This is a genomic window from Mesorhizobium sp., from assembly GCF_004963255.1.
In the GTDB taxonomy this organism is placed as follows: Bacteria; Pseudomonadota; Alphaproteobacteria; order Rhizobiales; family Rhizobiaceae; genus Mesorhizobium.
Map to the genome: position 1 here is coordinate 92,193 of NZ_SUGA01000019.1, position 15,285 is coordinate 107,477.

19 protein-coding genes are annotated in these 15,285 nt (G+C 64.0%); 8 read left to right on the forward strand and 11 right to left on the reverse strand.

Translation table 11 applies throughout. The features are described 5' to 3' along the window. Nucleotides 1-2: 2 nt before the first annotated feature. The 5 genes from E5X34_RS19945 to E5X34_RS19965 all read right to left on the reverse strand — a co-directional run bounded on the left by E5X34_RS19945 (nt 3) and on the right by E5X34_RS19965 (nt 4,343). The gene (locus tag E5X34_RS19945; RefSeq protein ID WP_292568123.1) at nt 3-716 is read right to left on the reverse strand and encodes a sulfite exporter TauE/SafE family protein; all 714 of its coding nucleotides are present in this window, start codon (nt 714-716) and stop codon (nt 3-5) included. After that, a complete protein-coding gene (locus E5X34_RS19950) occupies nt 713-2,065 on the reverse strand; it encodes a cation diffusion facilitator family transporter (protein WP_292568125.1) in 1,353 nt (450 codons plus the stop codon). The genes E5X34_RS19945 and E5X34_RS19950 overlap by 4 nt, the downstream gene beginning before the upstream one ends. 8 nt (nt 2,066-2,073) lie before the next feature. After that, a complete protein-coding gene (locus E5X34_RS19955; RefSeq protein WP_040973109.1) occupies nt 2,074-2,331 on the reverse strand; it encodes a metal-sensing transcriptional repressor in 258 nt (85 codons plus the stop codon). A 109-nt stretch (nt 2,332-2,440) separates the two neighbouring features. Then, entirely contained in the window at nt 2,441-3,265 is an 825-nt protein-coding gene (locus tag E5X34_RS19960) for a Ku protein (protein WP_292568127.1), read from the reverse strand. Nucleotides 3,266-3,440: 175 nt separating this feature from the next. After that, nucleotides 3,441-4,343, reverse strand: a complete 903-nt coding sequence (locus E5X34_RS19965; protein ID WP_292568150.1) for an AraC family transcriptional regulator — start codon at nt 4,341-4,343, stop codon at nt 3,441-3,443. Between the two features lie 98 nt (nt 4,344-4,441). Here E5X34_RS19965 and E5X34_RS19970 point away from each other — a divergent pair, with 98 nt between their 5' ends. After that, nucleotides 4,442-5,197, forward strand: a complete 756-nt coding sequence (locus E5X34_RS19970) for an SDR family oxidoreductase (protein ID WP_292568152.1) — start codon at nt 4,442-4,444, stop codon at nt 5,195-5,197. A 232-nt stretch (nt 5,198-5,429) separates the two neighbouring features. Beyond that, nucleotides 5,430-5,765, forward strand: coding sequence for a hypothetical protein (locus E5X34_RS19975; RefSeq protein WP_292568154.1), 336 nt, complete (start codon nt 5,430-5,432; stop codon nt 5,763-5,765). 34 nt (nt 5,766-5,799) lie between these two features. On the opposite strand, the gene E5X34_RS19980 is transcribed toward E5X34_RS19975, so the two are convergent. Then, nucleotides 5,800-5,949 carry a hypothetical protein gene (locus tag E5X34_RS19980; protein ID WP_108702822.1) on the reverse strand — a complete coding sequence of 50 codons (150 nt, stop codon included), beginning with the start codon at nt 5,947-5,949 and terminating at the stop codon, nt 5,800-5,802. 244 nt (nt 5,950-6,193) lie between these two features. Between E5X34_RS19980 and E5X34_RS19985 the strand changes: the two genes are divergently transcribed. Next, complete coding sequence (locus E5X34_RS19985; protein WP_292568156.1) at nt 6,194-6,376, forward strand: hypothetical protein; 183 nt, start codon at nt 6,194-6,196, stop codon at nt 6,374-6,376. A 114-nt stretch (nt 6,377-6,490) separates the two neighbouring features. Beyond that, nucleotides 6,491-6,643 carry a hypothetical protein gene (locus tag E5X34_RS19990; RefSeq protein ID WP_292568158.1) on the forward strand — a complete coding sequence of 51 codons (153 nt, stop codon included), beginning with the start codon at nt 6,491-6,493 and terminating at the stop codon, nt 6,641-6,643. Nucleotides 6,644-6,672: 29 nt separating this feature from the next. Here E5X34_RS19990 and E5X34_RS19995 read toward each other — a convergent pair whose 3' ends face one another. After that, entirely contained in the window at nt 6,673-6,825 is a 153-nt protein-coding gene (locus E5X34_RS19995; protein WP_189476340.1) for a hypothetical protein, read from the reverse strand. Nucleotides 6,826-7,348: 523 nt separating this feature from the next. Then, nucleotides 7,349-7,534, reverse strand: a complete 186-nt coding sequence (locus E5X34_RS20000; RefSeq protein ID WP_292568160.1) for a hypothetical protein — start codon at nt 7,532-7,534, stop codon at nt 7,349-7,351. Nucleotides 7,535-8,091: 557 nt separating this feature from the next. Between E5X34_RS20000 and E5X34_RS20005 the strand changes: the two genes are divergently transcribed. Both E5X34_RS20005 and E5X34_RS20010 read left to right on the forward strand, forming a co-directional pair. Continuing rightward, the gene (locus E5X34_RS20005) at nt 8,092-9,495 is read left to right on the forward strand and encodes a sensor histidine kinase (protein ID WP_292568162.1); all 1,404 of its coding nucleotides are present in this window, start codon (nt 8,092-8,094) and stop codon (nt 9,493-9,495) included. Next, the gene (locus tag E5X34_RS20010; protein ID WP_095815903.1) at nt 9,492-10,136 is read left to right on the forward strand and encodes a response regulator transcription factor; all 645 of its coding nucleotides are present in this window, start codon (nt 9,492-9,494) and stop codon (nt 10,134-10,136) included. Before E5X34_RS20005 ends, E5X34_RS20010 begins: the two co-directional genes overlap by 4 nt. Nucleotides 10,137-10,231: 95 nt before the next feature. Here E5X34_RS20010 and E5X34_RS20015 read toward each other — a convergent pair whose 3' ends face one another. The 3 genes from E5X34_RS20015 to E5X34_RS20025 all read right to left on the reverse strand — a co-directional run bounded on the left by E5X34_RS20015 (nt 10,232) and on the right by E5X34_RS20025 (nt 12,791). Next, nucleotides 10,232-10,768: a hypothetical protein gene (locus tag E5X34_RS20015; RefSeq protein ID WP_292568165.1), complete on the reverse strand. Its 537-nt coding sequence runs from the start codon at nt 10,766-10,768 to the stop codon at nt 10,232-10,234. Between the two features lie 372 nt (nt 10,769-11,140). Then, a complete protein-coding gene (locus E5X34_RS20020; protein WP_366664888.1) occupies nt 11,141-11,560 on the reverse strand; it encodes a hypothetical protein in 420 nt (139 codons plus the stop codon). Nucleotides 11,561-11,939: 379 nt separating this feature from the next. Continuing rightward, complete coding sequence (locus E5X34_RS20025) at nt 11,940-12,791, reverse strand: DMT family transporter (RefSeq protein WP_292568169.1); 852 nt, start codon at nt 12,789-12,791, stop codon at nt 11,940-11,942. Between the two features lie 628 nt (nt 12,792-13,419). Here E5X34_RS20025 and E5X34_RS20030 point away from each other — a divergent pair. Together E5X34_RS20030 and E5X34_RS20035 are read left to right on the forward strand one after the other, a co-directional pair. After that, nucleotides 13,420-14,562: an acyltransferase gene (locus E5X34_RS20030; RefSeq protein WP_292568171.1), complete on the forward strand. Its 1,143-nt coding sequence runs from the start codon at nt 13,420-13,422 to the stop codon at nt 14,560-14,562. Next, nucleotides 14,559-15,285, forward strand: a 727-nt coding sequence (locus E5X34_RS20035) for a glycosyltransferase family A protein (protein ID WP_292568173.1), incomplete at its 3' end; no start/stop codon positions are given. The genes E5X34_RS20030 and E5X34_RS20035, both read left to right, overlap by 4 nt.

A 15,285-nucleotide genomic window follows, 5' to 3' on the forward strand; every position in this document is an offset into this window, starting at 1 on the left:
CGCTACCCGAAGATCTGATGCAATGCCGCGCCAACCAGAATCATCCCGGTCCCGATCTCCAGAAAGGTGGCCACGCCGGCCGTGCTCGATCCCAGCCGTTCCAGCGCGGCAACCGATCCGCTGCGGAACAGCACCGCCAGCAGCACGACGATACCGAGCGTGATCGCGACGCCCACCATCATCGCGACAGCGAAGACAAGTCCGGCCCAGGGTATGCCGCGCGAAATGGCATAAGTCATGACGAACAGCGTCAGCGGGCAAGGGATCAGTCCAGCCATGAAGCCGACCGCTTCGCCCTCATGGACGTGATGATGGTGACGGCCGCGTAGCGCGCGCCAGATTATCCACACGCCGATCAGACCCAGCAGCCCACGGCTCAGCGCTTCCAGCGCGGTAGCGCGGCCGACGCTGCCCAGCGAAATCGACACGAGCGGCAGCGCCAGCACCGCGATAAGCACCGCCAGCGTGATATGGGTGAAGGAAAGGGCAAGCGAGGCGAGCAATCCGCGAGCCAATTTCACCTGCGAGCCGGCGATATAGGCGGCGAGCAGTGTCTTCGAATGGCCCGGCGTCAGCGCGTGAGCCGCCCCGAACACGACGCCCATCGGCAGGACCGCAAGGAGCGTAAGCCAGTTGCCGTCGCCGGCGAACGCCTTGAGGTGCTGCGCCACCGCCAGGTAAATCTCGCGTTGATAGTCAAAGAGCGCCTGTATCATCCATGCGCGTGCTCGTGGTGGTGGCCTTCCGGCTCGGCCATGGCGAAGGGCAGGTCCTCGCTGTCCTGACCGGCCGCCAGTTGCAGCCTGGCGCTGAACTCGTGTGGTTCTGCGGGCGCGACAAGGCTTTGCAGATAGTGATGGTCGCCGCCGACCGGCGACAGCGGCAGGCTTTCGACGGCACCGCCGGCGCGTTCGATGGCGACGTTCGCTTGCAAGCCCTCGGCATGGCGCGAGAGGCGCAGCCGCATACGCTCGCCCTGCGGCGTGTCGACGATCTCGAGCAGTCCGCTGGCCAGCTTGCCCGATACCAGGAACGGGTCAGGCGCGTGGTGGTGGCTACCCTCGGCCTCGGGCGCGGCAAAGCGCACCGTGGCGACGTCGAGCGCGGGAATGTGCGCGAAGAGCTCGGCCTTGAGCGAAGCGGCGATGTTGTTGGCGGCGGCGAGCAGCAGCCCGTCATTGACCGCGATCTCCACATCGACATGCAGCTTGTGGCCGAGCCAGCGGGCCTTCGCGTCGACCACCCTGTCGATCCCGGCGACATGATCAGCGGCGTGATGAACCTCGTCGACCAGCCCCGGCTCCACGCCGTCGAGCATGCGCGTCAGCACGGAACGCGCCGACTGCCAGACGATGCCGAAAATGGCGATGGTGATCAGCAGGCCGATAATCGGGTCGGCAAGCGGGTAACCAAGCCAGACGCCGACCGCGCCGGCGACGACGGCGAGGCTGGTCAGCCCGTCGGTGCGCGCGTGGTAGCCGTCGGCGATCAGGGCCGCGCTGTTGATCTGACGGCCGACGCGGATGCGGAAGATGGCCACCGCCTCATTGCCGAGGAAGCCGATGACGCCGGCAGCGGCCAGCCAGCCCAGGAACCGCACCGGCTGCGGATTGAAGAGGCGATCGATCGCTTCATAACCGGCAACCAGCGCGCTCGCCAGGATGATCAACACGATGACGATGCCGGCAAGATCCTCGACGCGACCCAAGCCGTAGGTGAACGTTCGGGTCGGCCTGCGTCGCGCCAGCACGAAGGCAATCCAGAGCGGGATAGCGGTCGTCGCGTCGGCGATGTTGTGGATGGTGTCGGCAAGCAGCGCCACGCTGCCCGAAAAGAGGACGACGGCGAGCTGCAGCGCGGCCGTTATCGCCAGGATGACGAACGACCATTTGATTGCCCAGATGCCGCGCTCAGTCGTGGCGATCGTCGCATCGATGACGCCATGCGTGTGCCCGTGCGGCCCATGATGGTCATGCCCCTGCCCGCCATGATCGTGCCCGCCATGACCGCCGTGGTCATGCCCGTGCGAGCCGAAACCGAACCAGTCGAGAATCCTCGTCAACATGAGCGGCCTCACAGATATTTGGTGAGCTGCTTCAGCTCTTTAAGCGTGTCCCTGGTCGGCTCGCCGCCCTCGACAAGGCAATGCTCCATATGGTCGTGGATCAGCTCGCGCTTGGCGTTGCCGACGGCGCTTTCGACGGCATGGAGCTGTTGCGCGAGATCAAGGCAGGAGCGGCCCTGCTCGAACATGGTGAGCACGGCGGCAAGATGGCCATGCGCGCGCTTGAGCCGGGCGATGATGTCAGGATGGGAGCTGTGTATCGTCATGGTTACATCCTATCCCCCAGGGTAGGATACTGCAATCAGGCAAAGGGCTAGCTCTCGCTGAGTGAGCGGATCCGCCGATCGAACTTGGACGATCCTGTCAGCCGGCCGATCAGGCCGACTTGCGGGCAGGCTTGGCTTTTGAGGGCGCCTTGATGCCTTCCTTGGCGAGGCTCTTTCTCAGCACCGAGGCGAGGTCGATGACATTTTGCTTTGGCGGCGGCGCGGCCTTGGGCGGCTTCTTACCCTTGCGCTTGGCGTCGATCATCGCGATCAGCGCATCCTCATAGGTGTCCTCGAATTTCGAAGGATCGAACTTCGTCACCTTCTTGTCGATCAGAAGCTCGGCAATCTCGAGCAGGTCCTTGTCGTATTTCGGTGACGTCAGGTCTTCGAAGACGCTCTTCTCCGAGACCATCTCGTCGCGGGTGCGCAGTTCGGTGAGCAGCATGCCCTTGCCGAAAGGCTGGATGACGACCTCGCGGCCGCGCTGGTAGAGCACGACGCAGGATCTTGCAGCGACGCGCTTCTTCTTCATCGCCTCGCGCAGCACGCTGAAGGCCTCGAGCGCGGCGCCATCGGCGGGGATGAGGTAATAGGGCTTTTCCAGATAGCGGGTGTCGATCTCGTCAAGGGCGACGAACTCGTCAACTTCCAATGTATGCGCCGAGGTGAGTTTCAGCTTCTTGATCTCATCAGGTTCGATCTCGATGAAATCGTCCTTCTCCGCCTCGAAGCCCTTGGTCTGGTCCTCGGTCTCGACGATATCGCCGGTCTGCTCGTCGACATAGGCGCTTTTCACCGGCAGGCCGTCCTTGCGGTTCAGGATCCTGAAATGAACTTTTCCGGCTTCGCTGGTCGCGCCGACCAGCTTCACGCCGCACGAGACCGACCCGACCTTGAGAAAACCCTTCCAGACCGCGCGTGGCGCAACCATGTGCCATTCCTGTTGTCGTTGCGATCAACAGGAACATCTGGCGACCCGCGTGGTTCCGCGCGGCGAAGGCACCGCAAGGGCGTTTCACCGTTTCACGGAAACGGCGAACCGCTCTACCCCCGTTGTTTAACGCAATTCCGGACGGCAAACAGCTCACACTTTTCCTGGAATTGCTCTAATGCGCGGCCGCCCTGGCGTAGCGTCCGGGCGGCTGGCCGACATAGCGGCTGAAGGCGGTGCTGAAGGTGCTGGCCGAGCCGTAGCCGACGCGCTCGGCTACCTCGGCGACATCGGCCTCCTGACGGCGCAGCAGGTCTTTCGCCAGCGCCATGCGCCAGGCCAAGAGATATTCCATCGGTGGCACGCCGACGCCGCGCACGAAGCGGTCGAAGAAAGCGGAGCGCGAAAGCGCGGCCTTCTTCGCCAGCTCGGCGATCGTCCACGGCCGCGCCGGATCGGCATGCATCCGGCGGATCGCCTCCGCCAGCCGCGCGTCGCCCAGGCCGCGCAGCAGGCCAGCCGGCGCGCCGGACGTCTGCGCCTGCCGCAGGGATTCGACCAGCAGGATCTCGATCAGTCGGGTCAGCACCAGGTCGCGCCCCGAATGCCGGCCCGCCGTCTCCTCGACCAGCAGCTTCACTAGGACCGACAGCCGCTCGACGCCACGGACATGGATCTGAGCGGGCAGCAGCGAAACCAGCAGGCCGGAATCCTCGCCGTCGAAAAGGAAGTAGCCGCCGAGCATGCGCAGGTCCGGCGGGCCGTCCTGCCGGCCGTGCCGGACCTCCTCCTTGGCGGCCATGGCAAGGTTGGGATCTATCAGCGTCGGAACGACCGGCTCGAAGCCGGTCATGGTGAAGCCGGGCGTCTTCGGCAGCAGGACGAAATCGCCGGCCTCGAGCGTCAAGGGCGGCTGGCCGTCAGCCGCCAGCAGGCAGGCTCCCTCGATGACGACTGCGAAGCTCGGATGGCCGAAGTCCGCGTAGCGGACACCCCAGCGCCCGGCGCCGCTGATGCCCTTGGTGAACACGGCGCGCGGCCTGAGCAAGGCTATGACTTCGGAGAGCGGGTCGACCATTTCAGGACTCTTGCAAACAAAATCAGGACCGTCAATCATAGATAGTCCTGTCTGCTGCCGGTAACTTGCCGCCGTACAAACCGAACAGTGAGGACCCCATGAAAACCATCCTGATCACCGGCGCTTCCTCGGGCTATGGCCTGGAGACGGCGCGCCATTTCCTCTCGAATGGCTGGAACGTCGTCGCGACGATGCGAAACCCGCGCGAGGATGTGCTGCCGGGTTCGCCGGCGCTGCGCATCCTGCCGCTCGACGTGACGAACGACAAAAGCATCGCGGCGGCGTTCGAAGCGGCCGGGCCGATCGACGCATTGGTCAACAATGCCGGCATCGGCATCGCCGGAGCTTTCGAGGCGACGCCGATGGCGCATATCCGCAAGGTCTTCGAGACCAACACGTTCGGCGTCATGGCGATGACCCGGGCGGTGATCCCGCAGATGCGCGAGCGCCGTTCCGGCGTCATCGTCAATGTGACGTCGAGCGCCACGCTGGCGCCCTTCCCGCTGGCGGCGGCCTATACGGCGAGCAAGCAGGCGATCGAAGGTTTCACCGGCTCGCTAGCGCTGGAGCTCGCGCCCTTCAACGTCCGAGCCAAGCTCGTCGAACCCGGTTACGGACCGACGACGAGGTTCACCGCCAACACCGGCGTCAATGTCCAGGACCTTATCCCCGAGGCCTATGCCGACTTTGCCAGGGCAGTCTTCGGCAATCTCGCCGATCCGGCGATGGCCGGGGCGCTGACCACCAGGGAAATCGATGTCGCCGAGGGCGTTTGGCGGGCCGTCAACGACACGACCGGCACACTGCGCTTTCCCGCTGGCGCGGACGCAGTCGCCCTGGCGCAGGCCGCATAGTCCAGACCGAGGCTTCGGCGCTGCCCATTCGCCTGCAATACACCGGGCCCGTGCCTGCCTCGACAGGCGCGGCCTCGGACTTCTCCTTGTATTCAGCTCCTCCGTCGCCTCTCGACAGGCAATTGGGCGGCAACCAAATCCTTGTTTTCCCGTTTGTTTCAGTGGTTGCCGGCGCTCATCGTGCCGTCAGCCGGCTCCGGCGGCGAAACCACGGAGCGGAAAGGAGACGTCGATGGCACGGCCGGGAGTGGAGATCGGCGACAGGGTGGCTGTGATCGCCACCGTGGTCGAGCGAGTCAACGACCGCGTGACGCTGAGCCTCGACGGCAACGGCCATCGCTATTCGATGGTCGAGCCAAACGCCAAGGCAGGCGACAAGCTGAGGCTGGAGGGCGACGTCGTCCATGTCGACGAGGATCTCGGACGCACGACAGTGCAGGTGCTGGGGCGGGTGACCGTCGACACCGGGTCGGTCGAGATGGTGACGAGACGTTGCGACCTCGACCATATCGGCTCGAACGTGTCTGGCCACCCTCGCCCGCGCACGCAGCCGACGCCGCACGGGTGATGCGATCGCCACCGGAGGCGAAAACGAAAACCAACTAGTGCCGCTTGAAATACTGCACTTCGCGTTCGTGCTTTTCGGCCGCTTCGCGCGACTTGAACGTGCCGAGATTGCGGCGTTTGCCGGTCCTTGGATCGATCTTGCGCGAATAGAGCCGGTATTCGCCGGTTTTCAGTTTGCGGATCATGGGCACCTCCTGTGCGGGGCCATGACTCCAACCCCCCGGGGCCTGCCTCGGTTCCGATTCACCATGATGCCCGCGCGCGGCCGGCGGCAAAAACGCTTCTGTCGGTGAACCATTTCACGGACGCAGACGACCCAATGTCGGAATCGACATCGCAACGACACGATTAAGTCGAATTATTTGTATTCAAATGACTTTCGCGACGTTATGCAAATGTTGCGAGCGTGCCGGATCTGAGGAGGGTGAGATGGCGACGGCGAAGCTTCACGGTGTTGAACTCGTCAGGGGACAGAAGTGGACGGTGCGTGTCACCGCCTACGGTACGACGCTCATCTTCCCCTTCGAAGCCGAGCAATATGCGCGTTCCTACGCCGATGGCCAGGCTTTCCGCCTCGGCGTCGAGGTTGTGGAGTTGAAGGACTGCGCCTGAGAGGCCAAATTCGGTTGAATTAGCGACCCCTTGTATTCGATGCAAATCAGGATCATGCTGACGAGTGCGCGAAATCACATGCGATGCGGGTGGGTCAAAAGGGGGTAAGGCGTTATGGCAGTCTGCTACGACCACAGCGGGTTCGATCTGGCGCGGTCGCTCTTACTCGATCTCACTGCTTTCTTTGCGCTGATGACGCCATGGGCGATCGCGCGGCTGATCGAGATCGCGCGCGAGGATGGCGCGGCCGGATTGCAGGTCGCGTGACGGGCTGAAAGCCCGTTTCTGGAATTGTCCTAGCCCTCGCGGCCGACCTTTCGGATCGACAGGTCGCCGAACAGTGCCGAACAGTCGATCTCCTCCTGGAAATGCGCCTGCGGATCGAGCACCAGCCAGGAAGCATGGGTGCGAAGCTCCTTCAGCCTGGCGTTCTTTTCCGCACGCGCCAAGCGCTCCGCCTCGTCTGTTGAAGCCTGAACCGGCCTTTCGGTCTTGTGAAGGTGAGGACTCCTCGACATCGGGGCCTAAAGCATGTCTCCCGAAAGCGGGAACCGGTTTCGGGATAAAGACATGCGTAGAAATCAAAAAACTAAAGCGCATGGAGCGAATCTGAAAGATCGCAAGCGCTTTAGAACGCGCCCGACCTGCTTTTCGTTCCGCAGCATTGGAATGGCCCACGGCCATACATTCTTCGGCGCCGCGCTTTTACGACGGACCAGCCTTGGAGCGTTCGGGGAGTGGGGTAGCCCGGCTTGCCTTGGCGGTAAAAGAGTACGGCTCTCTTACAGGCAAGCCGGGCTAAAGCGCCGACTATTGGGTTTCCTTGGGGGGTAGCCGGCGCCCGGACACAGTGTCCGTTTCCACCTGCTCCCGCAATTGTCGCTGAGGTCCTATGCGCCGGCGCAATGGTCCGAGCGGCCAGGGCCGAAACGTTCCTGCCTGGAATCACCCGGATCCCGGACGCACGAACGCTCAAGCCCGCGTAAGCCGGCTGCCCTTTTGGAGCGTGCTCTTGACGAAATGCTCGGCGTGCCGCGCCCATTCGGCTTCCGTGACGTCGTTCTTCCGAACAGACTGCCTGAAAGCTTCCCGCAATGCGTCGAGATCAAAGATCGACAGCCGCTGATTTCTTTTATGGTTTTTTGTGCCGGCGTCCATAACGCGTTGCCAAGACCCGCAGGGTTTTAACCCATTATATATCCGGCAGTTGTTCGCCCCATCAACAGCCTGGCCCTGACTTCTTTTGGGGGCAATTCTTGTTGCGCGCCCGCGGCCTATGTCGGAATGGAACAGCCGGTAGGAACGCGGCGTTGCGAGCCGGCCTGTTTCAATAGACCACTTGACATATATATCTGTCTATAACGGGTAGCCAGAAGGCAATGGGCGGCGGCCACCGGCCGTGTGTAGCGCTGTATTCGCCGAAGCATATGTCTTTTAGTGTGAACCTCGAGCCCAATTGGTGTAATGCAGAGCCGCAAGGCATGATCCAAATCCAGGTGGCAACCGGCCCGCGTCTTTCCCGTCAACAGAAGTGGCGCGGGCTTTTGCCATTGCCAAGCACGAGCAGCCTTCCCCGACTGCGAATCGGAGCCACCGGCCGGTACGGGCCGTCAAATCTCCCGCCATTAACCTTCCCCACCGGCACGGACCAAGGTCGGTGTCGCAATTGCCTGCCCTCGCCTATACTGTCGCGAACGGGTGGGTGAACGGTGCCGATGTTTGGGAGGTATCTGAAACAGCTTGCACGAATCTGGAGCGGGCTCTCGCTTGCCTGGCAGTTCGTGATCGCGGGCGGCATCGGCCTTCTGGCGGTGATGCTCGTGGTCGGGCTGTGGGTGACATCGCAGATTCGTGACGGCGTCCTGCACAATTCCGCCGCCACCACCGCGCTCTATGTCGACAGCGTGATCGCGCCGCTGCTGCCCGACATGCGCAAGAGCCAGGAGTTGGACGATACCGTCAAACGGGCCCTGGACGAGACGCTCGGCCAGGGGGCGCTTGGGAAAAGGCTGGTCTCGTTCAAGCTATGGCGGCGCGACGGCACGATTCTCTATTCGAAGGACGCCGACCTCATCGGCAGGCAGATCAAGCCCAACGCCAATCTCGTCGCCGCTTTCGCCGGCAATGTCATGGTCAAATACAACTCCAACAGGCTCGAAGACGAGGAAGACGAAAAGGAACGGTCGATGGGGGTGCCGCTGCTCGAGATCTACAACCCGGTGCGCGAACCCTGGTCGGGCGAGGTGGTGGCCGTGAGCGAATTCTACGAATTGTCCGGCGATTTCGAGGAATCGCTGCACTCGGCTCTGTTGTGGAGCTGGCTGGTGGTGGCGGGCGCCACGGCGGCGGCGCTTGCCCTGCTCTCGGGCATCGTTTTCCGGGGCAGCCGCACCATCGTCACCCAGCAGGCAGCGCTCGAGGCCAAGGTCTCGGAATTGCAGGCGGCGCTGGCGCAGAACTCGACGCTGCGGCAGCGCGTTCAGCGCGCCTCGCGCCGCGCCGCCGCCATCAACGAGCGCTATCTGCGGCGCATAGGCGCCGACCTGCATGACGGACCGGCGCAACTTGTGGCGCTCGCCGCGCTCAGGATGGACAGCCCGGCGCTGGTCGATCCGGCCACGTCGAGCAAGCTGCGCGAAGCCGAGATCGCCGGAATCCACAAGACGCTCGGCGAAGCGATGCGCGAGATACGCGGCATCTGCAACGGGCTGGTGCTGCCGCAGATCGAAACCCAGGCCGTCGCCGACATTTTGCGGCTGGCGGTGGCCGAGCATGAGCGCCGCACCAGCACCAATGTGTTGCTAACCCTGCCGGAGCGCTTGCCGGAACTGGGCACCTCGGAAAAGATCAGCATCTATCGCTTCGTGCAGGAAGGCCTGAACAACGCCTTCCGGCACGGCAAGGGCAAGGGCCAGCAGGTCAGGGCCACGACGAAAGGCGGCAAGCTTCTCGTCGAGGTCGTGGATACCGGCCCGGGCTTCGACCCGGCCCGAAGCGAGGGACTTGGGCTCGCGGGCCTGAGGGAACGTATCGAAAGCATAGGCGGTCAGTTCGAGACACTGACAGGCCCCGGAGGAACAAGACTGGTGATCACCTTGTCTGTCGAGGAGCAACCGTGAGCACATCCATCCGCATCGCAATAGTCGACGACCATCCCCTGTTTCGCGAGGGCGTTGCGCGCAGCCTCGGCGAGATAGGCGGCTTCGAACTCGTGGGCGAAGGCGCCAGCGCCGAGGACGCCGAAAGGCTGGTGCGCGCCAGCACGCCCGATATCCTTCTGCTCGACATCAGCATGCCGGGCGGCGGCCTCAGCGCGCTCGCCAGCATCCTTTCAGCGACGCCCGAGCAGAAAATCGTGATGCTGACGGTCTCGGAGACCAATGCCGACGTCGCCCAGGCGCTGAAGGCCGGGGCGCGCGGCTATGTGCTGAAGGGCGTCGGCTCCAAGGCGCTGGCCGAGATCCTGCGCGATGTCGCCAACGGCCAGAGCTATGTTTCGCCGAGCCTCTCGGCCAGGCTGCTTTCCGACCTTCTGCAGCCCACCGGCAGCAAGCCGGACCCGCTCGCCCAGCTCACCGGCCGCGAAGCCGAGATCCTGAAGCTGGTCGCGGAGGGGCTGAGCAACAAGGAGGTGGCCGCCCGGCTGTCGCTGCAGGAAAAGACGGTCAAGCATCACATGACCAGGGTGCTCGCCAAGCTCAACGTGCGCAACCGCACCGAAGCGGCGCTGCTGATGCATGAGGCGAGGGAGAGGAACTGAGGGGCTGGAGTGCCCCCAGCGCAAATCACCCCCGCCTCAAGGGACGGGGGTGACATGCGAGGGCATCGGAAAAAGGGGGTAGCCTTTCCCGGCCCTCACAAGCTCAGCAGACGATTCAGATCCTCCTCCGTCGCCTGCCGCTCTATGATGGTGCGGCCTTGCGCGTCGGTCATCTCGAACCGGCCGTTCCGGACTTCTTCCTTCATGCCGTTGCGGTGGACGACGGTGATCTTGTTGCCGTCGATCGAGAGCGTGTCGCCGGTTGCCGCGTTGGTATAGCTGTTCTTGCCGCCGGGATTGGCATGGCCCTTGCCGCTGTTGTTGCCAGGTCCCGCATTGGGGTTGCCCCCGCCAGCATTGCTGTTGTCGGAATTGCCGCCGGCGTTGCCGGAATTCGAGCCGCCGGCCGAGCCGGAATTGGAGCCACCTGCGGAGCCGGAGTTGGAACCGCCGCCGGAACCCGAGTTGCCGCCATTGCCATTGCCGCCGCTATTGCCGTTGCCGGCGTAGGCGGCGGACACGAGCTTTGTCACGTTGCCCGACGCCAGCAGGCAGGGCGCGACCACAACCGCCAGCGCGGCAGCGAGGCGCAGCGAGAGGTCGGCTAGCCTTTTGCGGGCGGGTGGGCGCATTCTTTCCTTCTTGCCGGTTCCACATCGGTTTGCCGAAGGTCCGCTCTCAGCACGGGCAACATGGAACCGGTCTCTTGACAGAGGCAAGGATCACATTCCTCCGACGCGACGAAAGCGGCCCACGACCCATGCTCCGGCCGATCAGACCATTTCCGCCGCCACGGGTGACCAATGTCGCAACAGCAATCATTGCCACAGCTTGAAAAAATTACCCCCGCACGGAGGCGGGGGTAAGGTGAGTAGCCAGATTCCATCGCAAGACGATCAGGACCGCAGAGACGAAGCAAAAGGTGGCAACCTGATTTTGCAGCGCTGACCTTCGGTCCCTTAAGATCTAATCCGGATAAAACCTCGCTCTCACAAACTCTGCTTTCACAAACTCTTCAGGCGATTGAGATCGGCCATGGTGGCCTTGCGGTCGACGATGGTGCGTCCGTATTTGTCTTCCATCCTGAACCGGCCCTTCTCGATCGTCTCCTTCATTCCATTGCGGTGCGTGACCTGGATGCTGCCGGCGGTGGCCTCGACCGTATCGCCGGTCGCCGCGTTCACGTGGCTGTCGACATCGGCGGCGCTTGCCGCGCCTGCGCTGTTGCTCGAGCTGTTGTTCCCGCTGCTGTTGCTGTTCCCGCTATTGCCGTTTCCGTTTCCGCTATTCCCGCCGCCGTTTCCGCTGTTGCCGCCGCTGTTGCCGCCACCGTTGCCGCCGCTGTTACCGCCGCCGTTTCCACCACCATTGCCGCCGCCGTTCCCACCGCCATTGCCGCCTTTGCCGGCATAGGCCTTGGTCACAACGACACCATCGAGGGAGAGAGTGAAAGGAGCGACAACTAGCGCCAACGCAGTCAGCGCTCGCAAGACCAGCCTGCAGCCCCTGCGCTTTAAGCGCATCCCGCTCTCCCCACGCCAGCCCTTCGGCCCGTCGGCCGAACTACCCCACCGGCAATGTCGCAGCATAAGCATCCCCAATCAGCCCATGATTAGGAAGTGGCCCACGACCCTTGTCTTGTCCACTCGGACTTATTGCTATTTTCGATCGGACCTAAGTCTTATTTCAACCACCGGATGTGGTCGGATATTGCCGTGCGCGCATCGATTTCTCCAAGCCGGGCAACGCTTTGGAGCCCGTCGCTCAGAAATGGTTTCTGGTGCGCGCGACGGCTTCCGGGAGTCAGGCCGGCGAAGGCGCGGGCCGCCGCGCTGCGACCGCCGTGCCGAAGGCGGCGGCAATGACGGCGGCGATGCCGGCGCATTGCAGAAGGTTGAGCTTCTCCCCCAAAAACAGGAAGCCGGTCAGCGCGGCGCCCGCCGGCTCCAGGCACACCAGCATGCCGTAGACCCTGGCCGGCATGCGGGCCAGCACCAGCATTTCCAGGTAGAAGGGCAGCGCGCTGGAGAACAGGCCGACCACGGCGGCGCCAGCCATAACGTGCGGGTCACTGAAATAGGGCTGCGCGGCGCCGAAGCCGAAAGGCAGCGCCAGCACCGCGGCGATCGCCATGCCATAGGCGGAGGTGCGCGCGCCGAGCTCGGCGCCGGCCTTCTGCGCGAAGATGATGTAGAGCCCCCAGCATGCGCCGGCCGCAAGCGCCAGCGCGACGCCCAGCGGATCGAGCCCGCGGCTGATCCCGGCAAAGGGCGACAGCAGCGCGATGCCGGCTATCGCCAGCCCCACCCAGACAAGGTCGAGCAGGCGCCTGGAGCCGAGGGTCGCGACGAACAGCGGCCCGGTGAATTCGAGCGCCACGCAGATGCCCAGCGGAATACGCTGGAGCGCGGCATAGAACAGCAGGTTCATGGCGCAGACGGTGATGCCGTAGGCGGCGAGCCAGGGCAGGTTCCTCCGCGAGGGCAGCACCTTCCATGGCCTCAGCACCGCGGCCAGCATCAGCGCGCCGATGGCAAGCCTCAGCATGGTCGTGCCCTCCGGCCCCAGCACCGGGAACAGGCTCTTGGCAAAGGCGGCGCCAACCTGCACCGACAGCATCGAGCCAAGCAGGCCGAGCACGGGCATGGCGCCCATTTGGGCCTGCGGTTTTGCAATCGGCGTCGACGTCACTTGGTCTCCGTCCCCTGCCTTGGTCGGGATCGGAGATAAGGCCTTTGCGGCAGCGCCGTCGTGAGGCAGCGGGCGGCGGATGATAGGACAAGGCGGCCCCTTACTCGGGGCAGGCCCGCTGCACCGCACAATAACTTGAAATTCAAGATTTTTTTACAGACGCCATTGCAGAACTTCGCACCGCGATCAAGCCATTTTCTCAATGTTCCCATCATACCCGCTGTGGTTGTCGTGATAACTCTCCGACATCCCTGCGATTGATACTTCCTGAAAGTCAGACCAATTACCTATAACTTCATAGGACCATTGGGCAGCCATACGCATATTTTCACATCACAACTATTTTCGCCCCACAACGGCATCACATCTTGTTTCAGGAATGTAAGCATTTTGTGTTGCACCGCAACATCCGCCGCGACAATCGTGGAGCGGGGGCATGCTCGTTGGAGGATGCCATTATTGTGACTCGGATGGGCATTCCGCCGGCCGGCAGGGATTGCGCCCCCGGCCACGACGGCAAGCGGCTGGCCCGCGGCGGCGAGATTTGCCTGCCCTCTGCCGCATTGCGTGACCGGCTGTGCGGATGCCGCTGATGGCGAACGCGCGCGATATCCAGCTCGACGCCTTGCGGGGCGTTGCGGTGATGCTGGTGCTCTACTCGCATTTCTTCGCTTCAGGCGGCTCGTCCTTCGTCGGCCATCTCGGGGTCAGGCTGTTCTTCGTGCTCTCCGGCTTCCTGATCACCCGGCTTTTGCTCGACGCGCGCGACACCGGCGCATTCGCGGCCGGGCCGGCGCTGCGTTCCTTCTATGCCAGGCGCATGCTTCGGATATTCCCGCCTTACTTCGCGGTGCTGGCGCTCGCATGGCTCGCCTCGGAACAATCCAGGCCCTCGCTCGCCTGGCATGCGCTCTACCTCTCGAATTTCTGGTATGCGCGGCAGAACGACTGGACGCCCTGGCTGCTCTGCCATTTCTGGAGCCTCAGCATCGAGGAGCAGTTCTACCTCGCCTGGCCGCTGATCGTGCTTCTGGCGCCGCGCCGGCGCATCGAGGCGATCGCCATCGGCGTCATCGCGTTCTCGCTCGCCTACCGGTTCTACTGGCCGATCGCCGCCAGCCCGGCGCTGGCCCGCGACCTGCTGCCGCCGGCCTCGATGGACGCGCTTGGCTGCGGCGCCCTGCTTGCCGTGCGCCGCGCCAGGGGCGCGGATGCGCCGCAATGGATGCGGCTCTGCTGGCCTGCCCTGGCGGTGGCGTTCCTGTTCGTGGTCCAGTCCGATCCCGGGCCGGCGGATTCGGCCTGGGAGTGGCCGCGCTGGGCGCTGGTGCAGGTGCTGCCGCTGGTGCCGATGCTGGCAATCGTCGCCGCATGCTCGAACGGCCTGCGCGGCACAATGGGCAGGCTGGCCGAACTCCCCCCGCTGCTATGGCTCGGCCGCATCAGCTACGGCGTATACCTCTATCATTCGATCCTTCTGGCCTGTGCCGTCAGGGCGCAGCCATGGATCCCGGTCAACGTCTCGGAACAGGGGCCGGGACGGTTCCTCGTCGCGGGCACCGCCACGATAGTCGTCGCCTCGCTTTCCTGGATGTTCTTCGAAAAGCCGCTCAACGGTCTCAAGCGCTATTTCCCCTATGTCGCGCCTGCTCATCCGCGTGGCGCGCGCGAGGCCCTGCGGTTCGGCGCCGCCCCGGCGCTCGATCTGCAGTCGACGGACCGGAGCCGACCGTGACCGCAGCACCGCTCATCTCCGTGCTGTTGCCGGTCTATAATGCCGAGCCCTACGTGGCGGCCGCCATGCAGTCGATCCTGCGGCAGGACTACGGCCGGCTCGAAATCATCGCCATCGACGACGGATCGACCGACCGGTCGCTGGAGATCCTCGAACGCTGCCGCCGGGACGACAGCCGCGTATCGATCATCTCGCGCGAAAACCGTGGCCTAGTCGCCAGCCTCAACGAAGGGCTGGCGGTCGCGCGAGGCGAACTCGTCGCGCGCATGGACGCCGACGACTTCGCCTATCCCTGGCGGCTCTCGCGCCAGGCGGCGCTGTTTGCCGCGCGGCCGGAGCTCGGCTTCTGCGGCGCGCTCGTCGACACGCTGCTGCACGGCCGCGTCCTTAAGGGCCGGCTCGACCCGGTGTTCCGTCTCAGCCTCCCCGAGCTAGCAAAATTCTTCACGATCTTCCTCCATCCGACGGTGGTCTATAACCGCAAGGTCATCTCCGAGGCCGACCTCCACTACGACGGCGCCTACCGGCATGCCGAGGATTTCGACCTCTTCCGGCGGCTGGCCGACCGCTATCCGGCGACGCTGATGCCGGAGAGCCTGCTGGTCTACCGGGTCCACCCCGGCAGCGTGACCAGCCTGCACGGCAAGGAGATGCGGCGCACGCATCTCAAGATTGTCGGCGAGAATCTCGAGCGTCTGGGATTGGCGGAAGACAGTACGGACC

What these genes read in the sequence shown, in the direction of transcription:
- E5X34_RS19945 (WP_292568123.1), bottom strand. Translation starts at nt 716, where the DNA reads ATGATACAGGCGCTCTTTGACTATCAACGCGAGATTTACCTGGCGGTG.
- E5X34_RS19950 (WP_292568125.1), bottom strand. Translation starts at nt 2,065, where the DNA reads ATGTTGACGAGGATTCTCGACTGGTTCGGTTTCGGCTCGCACGGGCAT.
- E5X34_RS19955 (WP_040973109.1), bottom strand. Translation starts at nt 2,331, where the DNA reads ATGACGATACACAGCTCCCATCCTGACATCATCGCCCGGCTCAAGCGC.
- E5X34_RS19960 (WP_292568127.1), bottom strand. Translation starts at nt 3,265, where the DNA reads ATGGTTGCGCCACGCGCGGTCTGGAAGGGTTTTCTCAAGGTCGGGTCG.
- E5X34_RS19965 (WP_292568150.1), bottom strand. Translation starts at nt 4,343, where the DNA reads ATGGTCGACCCGCTCTCCGAAGTCATAGCCTTGCTCAGGCCGCGCGCC.
- E5X34_RS19970 (WP_292568152.1), top strand. Translation starts at nt 4,442, where the DNA reads ATGAAAACCATCCTGATCACCGGCGCTTCCTCGGGCTATGGCCTGGAG.
- E5X34_RS19975 (WP_292568154.1), top strand. Translation starts at nt 5,430, where the DNA reads ATGGCACGGCCGGGAGTGGAGATCGGCGACAGGGTGGCTGTGATCGCC.
- E5X34_RS19980 (WP_108702822.1), bottom strand. Translation starts at nt 5,949, where the DNA reads ATGATCCGCAAACTGAAAACCGGCGAATACCGGCTCTATTCGCGCAAG.
- E5X34_RS19985 (WP_292568156.1), top strand. Translation starts at nt 6,194, where the DNA reads ATGGCGACGGCGAAGCTTCACGGTGTTGAACTCGTCAGGGGACAGAAG.
- E5X34_RS19990 (WP_292568158.1), top strand. Translation starts at nt 6,491, where the DNA reads ATGGCAGTCTGCTACGACCACAGCGGGTTCGATCTGGCGCGGTCGCTC.
- E5X34_RS20000 (WP_292568160.1), bottom strand. Translation starts at nt 7,534, where the DNA reads ATGGACGCCGGCACAAAAAACCATAAAAGAAATCAGCGGCTGTCGATC.
- E5X34_RS20005 (WP_292568162.1), top strand. Translation starts at nt 8,092, where the DNA reads ATGTTTGGGAGGTATCTGAAACAGCTTGCACGAATCTGGAGCGGGCTC.
- E5X34_RS20015 (WP_292568165.1), bottom strand. Translation starts at nt 10,768, where the DNA reads ATGCGCCCACCCGCCCGCAAAAGGCTAGCCGACCTCTCGCTGCGCCTC.
- E5X34_RS20025 (WP_292568169.1), bottom strand. Translation starts at nt 12,791, where the DNA reads ATGGGCGCCATGCCCGTGCTCGGCCTGCTTGGCTCGATGCTGTCGGTG.
- E5X34_RS20030 (WP_292568171.1), top strand. Translation starts at nt 13,420, where the DNA reads ATGGCGAACGCGCGCGATATCCAGCTCGACGCCTTGCGGGGCGTTGCG.